This window comes from Nocardia sp. NPDC003345, from assembly GCF_053589395.1.
Map to the genome: position 1 here is coordinate 1 of NZ_JBSFRU010000304.1, position 8,152 is coordinate 8,152.

Below are 8,152 nucleotides of genomic sequence, written 5' to 3' on the forward strand. Positions count from 1 at the left end.
CCATCTCGTGGCTGGCACTGGTCGTGGTCGAGCAGGTCAACGCCACCAGCGGTATCGGTTATCTGATGTCAGCGCTCCAGAATGGCGACCACGCCCTGCCCACCGGCCGCGCAGATCGAGATGAGCGCGCGGCCCGAGCCCTTCTCGGCCAGCATCTTGGCGGTCTGGGCGACGATCCGGCCGCCGGTGGCGGCGAACGGGTGACCGGCCGCCAGCGAGGAACCGTTGACGTTCAGCTTGGCCCGGTCGATGGAGCCCAGCGCGCCGTCCAGGCCCAGCCGCTCCTTGCAGTACCGGTCGGACTCCCAGGCCTGCAGGGTGGCCAGCACCACCGAGGCGAAGGCCTCGTGGATCTCGTAGTAGTCGAAATCCTGCAGGGTCAGGCCGTTGCGGGCGAGCAGGCGGGGCACCGCGTAGGTGGGCGCCATGAGCAGGCCGTCGGGTCCGTGGATGTAATCGACCGCGGCGACCTCGCTGTCCACCAGATGCGCCAGCACCGGCAGGCTGCGTTCGGCGGCCCATTCGTCGCTGGACAGCAGAACGGCCGAGGCGCCGTCGGTGAGCGGGGTCGAGTTACCGGCGGTCATGGTGGCGTCGCCGAGTTTCACGCCGAAGACCGGTTTCAGGCTGGCGAGCTTCTCCACCGAGGAGTTCGGGCGCAGATTGTCGTCGCGGGTCAGGCCCAGGAACGGGGTGACCAGGTCGTCGAAGAAACCGCGTTCGTAGGCGGCGGCCATATTCTTGTGCGACAGATAGGCCAGTTCGTCCTGCGCCTCCCGGGCCACACCGAATTCCTTCGCGGTGATGGCCGCGTGTTCGCCCATGGACAGCCCGGTACGCGGTTCGGCGTTGCGCGGGATCTCGATACCGAGCATGCCGGGCCGCAACTGCCCGACCAGCTTCAGGCGCTGGGCGTTGGTGCGCGCCCGGTTGGCGTCGAGCATCCACTCGCGCATCCGCTCGCTGACCCCGATCGGCGCGTCGGAGGTGGTGTCGGTGCCGCCGCCGATACCGGCCTCGATCCGGCCGGCCGCGATGGCGTCGCCGACGGTGACCACGGCCTGCAGGCCGGTACCGCAGGCCAGTTGCAGATCGTGGGCGGGGGTATAGGGACTGAGCCGACTGCCCAGCACGCTCTCCCGGATCATGCCGTGCTCGCCGACCCGCTTGAGCACCGCGCCACCGGCGACCATGCCCAGCCGTTCGTCCTGCAGGCCGAAACGGCTCACCAGCCCGTCCAGGGTCGCGGTGAACATGTCCTGGTTGGAGGCGTGCGCGTAGGCCTTGTCGGAGCGGGCGAACGGGATGCGGTTACCGCCGAGGATGGCTACCGGACGAGTCGAACGGGATGTGGTGGTCACTCGGATCTCCCAGGTTGTCGAGGTGGCGAGATGGTCGGGTTTGCCGGCTTCGGGCCGCGGTACCCGGCTGCGGCGACCGACGCCCGCCCGCGATCGGTTTACGATAAACTTACTCCGGAGTAAGTTCAATGTCGACACCACCTCCGGTGACCGCCGACACCGCCGGCGCGGGCACCGGGGAGCCGTACCGGGCGACGCGCGGTACGGACACCACAATCGAGCAACAGAAAAGGTGGGAACAGTGGCAGCCAAGAGCAAGGGCGCACCCAACCTCTACGGATCGTTCGTCAATTCCGCGCCGGGCGGGTTCCTCGCGAACAAGCTCGGCCTGCCCAAGCCGGAGAAGCTGCGCCGCTATGTCGCCGGTGAACCGGCACTCCCCGGCCCCGTGCTGCTCGGCGGCAAGGGTCGCGCGGCGGAGGCGGTGCGCACGCTGCTGGCGGGGGATTACACCTTCGCCGACTCCCTGGCGCCCGGCACCAAGTACGGCGCGCTGGTCTTCGACGCCACCGGTATCGGCGGCATCGACGAACTGTCGCAGCTGTTCGAGTTCTTCCAGCCGGCCATGCGCAGTATCGCCCCGTCCGGCCGCGTCCTGGTCATCGGCACCACCCCGGAGCTCACCGGCAGCGTGGAGGAGCAGATCGCCCAGCGCGCCCTCGAGGGCTTCACCCGCTCGGTCGGCAAGGAACTGCTGCGCGGCGCCACCTCGCAGCTGGTGTACCTGCACCCCGAGGCCGCCTCCGCCGCCACCGGCCTGGCCTCGACCCTGCGGTTCGTGCTGTCGGCCAAATCGGCGTTCGTGGACGCCCAGGTGATCCGGGTCGGCAAGGACGAGGCCACCGCGCCCGCCGACTGGAACCGCCCGCTCGACGGGAAGGTCGCCGTGGTCACCGGCGCCGCCCGGGGCATCGGCGCCACCATCGCCGAGGTCTTCGCCCGCGACGGCGCGACGGTGATCGTCGCCGATATCCCCGCCGCCGGTGAGGCACTGGCCGAAACCGCCAACAAGGTCGGCGGCACCGCGCTCGCACTCGACGTCACCGCCCCCGACGCCGCCGAACGGCTCGCCGAATTCGCGACCGAACGCTTCGGCGGGATCGACATCATCGTGCACAACGCCGGTATCACCCGCGACAAACTGCTGGCCAATATGGACGAGGGCCGCTGGAACGCGGTGCTCGGCGTGAATCTGGCCGCCCCGCACCGGATCACCCAGGGCCTGGTGGCCTCGGGTGCGCTGAAACCGGGCGGCCGGGTCATCGACGTCTCCTCCATCGCCGGTATCGCCGGCAACCGCGGCCAGACCAACTACGGCGCCTCCAAAGCCGGTGTCATCGGCATGGTGAACGCCGAGGCCCCGGTGCTGGCCGAGAAGGACATCACCATCAACGCCGTGGCGCCCGGTTTCATCGAAACCGCCATGACCGCCGCCATTCCGCTGGCCACCCGGGAGGGCGGGCGCCTGATGGCCTCGCTGAACCAGGGCGGGCAGACCGTGGACGTCGCCGAAACGGTCGCCTTCTTCGCGAGCCCCGCGTCGAACGCGGTGAACGGCAATATCGTCCGCGTCTGCGGTCAGAGCATGATCGGCGCGTGATGACCGAGACCATCACCTTCGACGCCCCGCCGAAGAACGGCGGGCTGTATGTGAAGGCGGCACTGGGCGCGGTACCACTGCTGTCCTCCCGCAAATCCGCGATCCCCGACCGCGAGGTCCGGCTCGACGGCCTCCGTATCGACCCGGATCATCTGGCCGCTTACTGCCGGGCCACCGGCCTGCGCTACAGCGACACCCTGCCACTCACCTACCCGTTCATCATCACCTTCCCGCTGGTGATGAGCCTGGTGGTGCAGCGCGACTTCCCGTTCGTCGCCGTCGGTGCCGTGCACGCGGAGAACCTGATCGAGCGCACGCGCGAGATCTCGGTGAGCGAACCTCTCGATATCACCGCCCATATCGAGAATCTCCGCGAGCACCCCAAAGGGCTGCTGGTGGACGCGGTCAGCGAGATCCGGGTCGGCCGGGAACTGGTGTGGCGCCAGGTCACCACCTTCCTGCACCAGCAGAAGACCTCACTGTCCGGCGGTCCCAAACCCGAGCCGAAACCGGACGAGGTCCCCCCGCCCCCGCTGCGGGCCATCCGGGTGGACCAGAAGACCATCACCCGCTACGCGGCCGCCTCCGGCGACCAGAACCCGATCCACACCTCGGCACTGGGCGCCAAGGCGTTCGGCTTCCCCAAGGCCATCGCGCACGGAATGTGGTCGGCGGCGGCGATTCTGGGCACGGTCGAGGGCCGGATCCCCGAAAAGGTCACCTATGCGGTGAAATTCGGTAAACCGATTCTGCTGCCCTCGACGGTGAACGTCTACGCGGACCGGTCCGCCGACGGCTGGGATCTCGCGCTCCGGCACCCCAAAAAGGGCTACCCGCACCTCACCGCGACCCTGCGCTGAGCCGGGGCGACGGTCACAGAACCCCTTTCCGTTTCGGAGGGGGGTTCTGTCCGTTGGGCGTCCTCCTCGGCGGACTCCCGTGGCGATCCCGACGATCGTGTCCGCAACCTCAGTCGGGAACCAGCGCAGCGATCGGATCGGTGGTCGTGGCGTGAACGAGCAGCTCGGCCAGCTCACGGGGCCGGCTCAGGAACGGTGAGTGCGAGGCATCGATCGTCAGTGGCTCCACCCCGAGACGCCGGGCGACGGTGTCGGCCAGCCACCGCGGCATCGCCCGGTCCTGCAGGCAGCGGATGAAACTACGGGGCAGATCGGCGGCCCAGAACCGTGGCACCGCCACCGGCGCCACGGTCGTATCGCCGAATCGTTCCGGGCCCAGCCGCTCGAAGGCCCAGCGCGCCGTTTCCCGGTCGCAATCGTGGTAGAAGTAGTCCCACGCGCCTTCGAAGGATGCGAACGTCATCGCGCCGTCCGCGTCGAAGTGGAGGTGGCTCAGCATCTCCCCGACATCGCCGTCGATTTCGCCGTCCTCGGCGTTGCGCATGGTCATCGCCTCGGTGTAGCTGCGTCCCTCCCGGGGCAGCGCCGCGGCCAGGTACACGATGTGATCGACGAGTTCCGGGGCGGTATCCGCGCCGAGGGTGGCATCGAACCCGCCCCCGGAATGACCCACCAGGATGTCCCCGGCGCGCAGCACCGCGGCGACGGCCTCGCGCCGGTTGGCCAGGGTCGACTCCTCGGCCACCCGCGGACCGTGACCGGGCAGATCGACAGCCACGCCCTCATGGCCGAGCCGATTCAGCTCAGCGATCACCCGATCCCAGCACCACGCCGCATGAAATCCCCCGTGTACCAGCACAAATCGCATACGCGGCCGCTCCTCCCGCACCCTCACCGAAACTTGTTCGTAGCGGTTCTCAGATGAGGAATGCCGATTCTTGATTCCAGAGAAGGCTATACCGCATAAACATTCCACGGGGCGGATCCGCATCGGTCATCCACCGTGGAGACCACCCACGGGTGGCCGGGCCGGTCATGCGACACGTACCGCGATTCCGGGGTACTCGACGATCAACCCGGAGGCGTCGAAGATCAGCTCGCAGGCGAAGTCGAACGTGCTCGACGTATAGCCGAACCGGCCGCTGTCGTCGAGGCGGGTATAGGTTTGTTCGATCCGTTCGACACCCAGGTCGCCGGCTCGCACGAAGGCCGCGGGCACGGCGACGGTATCGCCGACCGCGAGGTCGAGCCGGTGGACCGGCAGCGTATTGGTGACGCCGGACGATTCGAAGTCGATATCCACACAGCCGTCCAGTTCGGGCCGATGAACCCCGGATACGAACCATCGGTGCCCGTTCCGGCGTTCGAGCTCGACGTGCGCCTCACCCTGTGCGGTCCGGTTGCTCGCCCGCACCGTCGTTGTCCGCCAGCGGTCGTCGACGGCGACAAGGTAGGCGACGGTCCACCCGGCACCCGATTCGACGGCCGTGGTCTGACCGGCCAACGTATACCCGGAGGAGGTGCGCGTCGTGAACAGCACCTCGAAGCCCTCACGCGCGCCCTGATGGCGCCAGCCCGCCTGCAACGGGAGGTCGTCGAATCGCACGCGCCGACTGTATCCCGTGGCGGCGTCGAGGAATACGCGTGATCGAGCGCACCGGACACCTCACCGTCGCGGGTCGCGGTCGATACCGCGATCACCGATGCCGTTCGCCGCGAGCAGAGCTAACGTGGCGAACATGCCCGTTTTCCCGGTCGGCTCCACGGTGCAGCGCCGCGAAGTCCTGCACGGACGCGTGTGGATGACGATGCCGGTGCGGGTGATCGCCGACGACGATGTACTCGCGGTATGGATCGCCGACGGTACCCCCTTCACATTTCCGGCACACCCCTTCGGCCCGCATCCGTGGTCGGGACAGGACCGATGGACCGGCAGCAGCGTGCTGCAGCTCCATCGCCCCGCCGATGCCCATTCGGTGTGGGCGTTCTTCCGCAAGGGACGATTCGACAGCTGGTACATCAACTTCGAGCGGCCCTACCGGCGCGGTGACCGCTACTTCGATACCGACGATCACGGACTCGACATCGTTGTCCGGGAGGGGGTATGGGAGTGGAAGGACCGCGACGATGTCGCGGCGCAGGTGGCCTGCGGCCGGCTCACCCCCGCGGAAGCCGACGGAGTGTGGCGTGAGGCCGAGCGGGTCGCTACCGCTCTGGATCGCGGAGAGTGCTGGTGGCTACCGCGATGGCAGGATTGGCGGCCCGATTCGTGCCGGTGACGATCGCGCCGTGGCCGGCGAGGGGCCGATGGTCACGGCCTGGTCCTTTTCCTGGTGAAGAAGCGGGCGGCATCGGTGATCGTGTCCTCGATCGGACGCGGCTCCCAGCCCAATTCGCGCTCCGCCTTCGAATGGTCGAGCGGGGTCATGGTGTGCATCAGCCGCATCGTGGTCCGGGTGACGCGAACATCCTTGCCCTTCAGGCGGGCGACGAGTTCTCCCGCGATACCCGCCATCCGCAGCAGCGCCGGTGGCAGTCCGTATTTCGCCGGCGGGGCGCCGGTCGCCGACGCGGCGAGATCGTGCAGGTCGCGGGTGCGGCACCAGCCGGCCGAGATGATGTAGCGCTCGCCGGGCCGGCCGCGCGTACCGGCCAGCACCAGCGCGCGGGCGGCATCGCGGATATCGACCACCTCCGCGCCGGCACCGCGCACATAGAACGGCAGCTTCCCGCGCGCGGCCAGCGCGACGAACGCGCCATGGGGTGTGGGCAGATAATCGCCGGGCCCATAGGTGTTGGCCACACACATCGCGACCGCGGGCAACCCGTGGTCCTGCGCGAAGCTCAGCACCAACTCCTCGGCCTGCACGCGCGAGCGAACGTAGGGGCCGCCGAGATCGACCCAATTGTGCGGGCCGGAATCCTCATCGACCACTTGCTCGGCGATGGGCAGCGTGGCGACCGAACTGGTGAACACGAACCGCGCCAACCCGGCTTCGCGCGCGACCTCGAGCACGGTCCGCAAACCGCTCACGTTCGTGGAGTACAGCGGCGCCGAATCCCGCAGCCAGGGCCGGGCGTCCACCACGCAGTAATAGACCACATCGCAACCGTCCATCGCCGCGGCCAGCGCCCGGGCATCGGTGATCTCACCGACCACGTACTCGACGTCGAGGTCCCGTAGCGCCCGGCGTGAACTGGTCGGCCGCAGCATCACCCGCACCCGCTCACCGAGTTCGCTCAGATGGCGGGCCACCTGCGAGCCGAGGAAGCCGCTCCCACCGATCACCAACTTCGGCACACTCATCCGCACCTTCCCGAATCGACGGCACCGCGAAAATAGACAGCTGTCCGGCTACCTGTCAATTCCCGCGCCTGCACAGTGGACCGCCGACATTCCCCATCACGGTGGTCCGCTACCGGATCACGGCTGCCGAAGGCGGTCCAGGTACTCCTTTCGCTGCATCGGGTCGTACGCGCCGTACTCGGCGCCACCCACGAATCGTTTGAGCGACCACAGCACCGGGGCCGGAATCAGCTCCTCCACCAGACCCATCGGCGCCAGCCAACGAGGCACGGTGACCTCGCCGCGACCGTGCCCGGCACTGTCGGCGATCGCGGTAGCGACCTGTTGCGGCGTCAATGTGGGCTGCAGCCGTAACCGCACCCCGGAGGTGAGATCGGTGCGCGTGGCGGCGGGCAGCACCGTGGTCACGGTGACGCCCGAGCCCGCGAGTTCGGCCCGCAGAGCGCGAGAGAAGGCCACGACGCCGAATTTCGAGGCACAGTAGGTCGCGATACCTGGCGTGGTGATCCTTCCGGCCATGGAGGCGATGTTGACGATATGGCCGCGCCGGCGCAGGCGCATGCCGGGCAGGACCAGATGTACACCGGTGAGCACGGCCCCGAGGTTCACGGCGAGTTCGCGATGCGCCGCAGCCAGATCCTGATCGGCGAACCCGCCCATGAGCTGGATTCCGGCATTGTTGACCAGCATATCGATCGGGCCTTCCGCCTCAGCGGCGGCGAGAAAGCCACGGAAGCTGTCCACGTCGGTGACATCGAGAACATGGGCGGTGGCGCCGATTTCGGCGGCGGTCTGTTCGGCGGCGGGGAGATCGCGGTCGCCGATCCACACCCGCGCGCCACGAGCGATCAACTCCTCGGCGGCGGCTCGTCCGATCCCACGCGCACCGCCGGTGATACATACCCGGGCCCCGCGCGCATCGATCACAGCGGGCTACCGATCGGCTCGCGGAGAGCGAAGTAGGCGATGAGCCTGATCGCGTCGTCGTTCATCCGGAGCAGTGCCCGGCCGAGGTAGACGCCGG

General features: G+C 68.5%; 8 protein-coding genes. 3 read left to right on the forward strand and 5 right to left on the reverse strand.

Annotated elements, in window-relative coordinates; translation table 11 throughout:
- Positions 1–68: 68 nt before the first annotated feature.
- On the reverse strand, positions 69–1,367 hold the full coding sequence (locus ACWDU1_RS25790) for an acetyl-CoA C-acetyltransferase (RefSeq protein ID WP_450002305.1): 1,299 nt from the start codon (positions 1,365–1,367) through the stop codon (positions 69–71).
- 235 nt (positions 1,368–1,602) lie between these two features.
- On the opposite strand from ACWDU1_RS25790, the gene ACWDU1_RS25795 reads away from it, so the two are divergent.
- Positions 1,603–2,961, forward strand: a complete 1,359-nt coding sequence (locus ACWDU1_RS25795; RefSeq protein ID WP_450002296.1) for a 3-oxoacyl-ACP reductase — start codon at positions 1,603–1,605, stop codon at positions 2,959–2,961.
- On the forward strand, positions 2,961–3,821 hold the full coding sequence (locus tag ACWDU1_RS25800; RefSeq protein WP_450002307.1) for a MaoC family dehydratase: 861 nt from the start codon (positions 2,961–2,963) through the stop codon (positions 3,819–3,821). The genes ACWDU1_RS25795 and ACWDU1_RS25800 overlap by 1 nt, the downstream gene beginning before the upstream one ends.
- A 109-nt stretch (positions 3,822–3,930) precedes the next feature.
- On the opposite strand, the gene ACWDU1_RS25805 is transcribed toward ACWDU1_RS25800, so the two are convergent.
- Positions 3,931–4,689 carry an alpha/beta fold hydrolase gene (locus ACWDU1_RS25805; protein ID WP_450002297.1) on the reverse strand — a complete coding sequence of 253 codons (759 nt, stop codon included), beginning with the start codon at positions 4,687–4,689 and terminating at the stop codon, positions 3,931–3,933.
- 165 nt (positions 4,690–4,854) lie between these two features.
- Positions 4,855–5,427 (reverse strand): putative glycolipid-binding domain-containing protein, encoded by a 573-nt coding sequence (locus tag ACWDU1_RS25810; RefSeq protein ID WP_450002299.1) that lies wholly within the window; start codon positions 5,425–5,427, stop codon positions 4,855–4,857.
- 133 nt (positions 5,428–5,560) lie between these two features.
- Between ACWDU1_RS25810 and ACWDU1_RS25815 the strand changes: the two genes are divergently transcribed.
- The gene (locus ACWDU1_RS25815) at positions 5,561–6,100 is read left to right on the forward strand and encodes a DUF402 domain-containing protein (protein WP_450002300.1); all 540 of its coding nucleotides are present in this window, start codon (positions 5,561–5,563) and stop codon (positions 6,098–6,100) included.
- 32 nt (positions 6,101–6,132) lie between these two features.
- On the opposite strand, the gene ACWDU1_RS25820 is transcribed toward ACWDU1_RS25815, so the two are convergent.
- Together ACWDU1_RS25820 and ACWDU1_RS25825 are read right to left on the reverse strand one after the other, a co-directional pair.
- Positions 6,133–7,128: an NAD-dependent epimerase/dehydratase family protein gene (locus ACWDU1_RS25820; protein WP_450002302.1), complete on the reverse strand. Its 996-nt coding sequence runs from the start codon at positions 7,126–7,128 to the stop codon at positions 6,133–6,135.
- Positions 7,129–7,245: 117 nt separating this feature from the next.
- Positions 7,246–8,055 carry an SDR family oxidoreductase gene (locus tag ACWDU1_RS25825; protein WP_450002304.1) on the reverse strand — a complete coding sequence of 270 codons (810 nt, stop codon included), beginning with the start codon at positions 8,053–8,055 and terminating at the stop codon, positions 7,246–7,248.
- Positions 8,056–8,152: the final 97 nt, after the last annotated feature.

Bases quoted from the DNA above. Each gene is read 5' to 3' on its own strand.
- ACWDU1_RS25800 (WP_450002307.1), top strand. From the start codon at position 2,961: ATGACCGAGACCATCACCTTCGACGCCCCGCCGAAGAACGGCGGGCTG.
- ACWDU1_RS25805 (WP_450002297.1), bottom strand. From the start codon at position 4,689: ATGCGATTTGTGCTGGTACACGGGGGATTTCATGCGGCGTGGTGCTGG.
- ACWDU1_RS25815 (WP_450002300.1), top strand. From the start codon at position 5,561: ATGCCCGTTTTCCCGGTCGGCTCCACGGTGCAGCGCCGCGAAGTCCTG.
- ACWDU1_RS25820 (WP_450002302.1), bottom strand. From the start codon at position 7,128: ATGAGTGTGCCGAAGTTGGTGATCGGTGGGAGCGGCTTCCTCGGCTCG.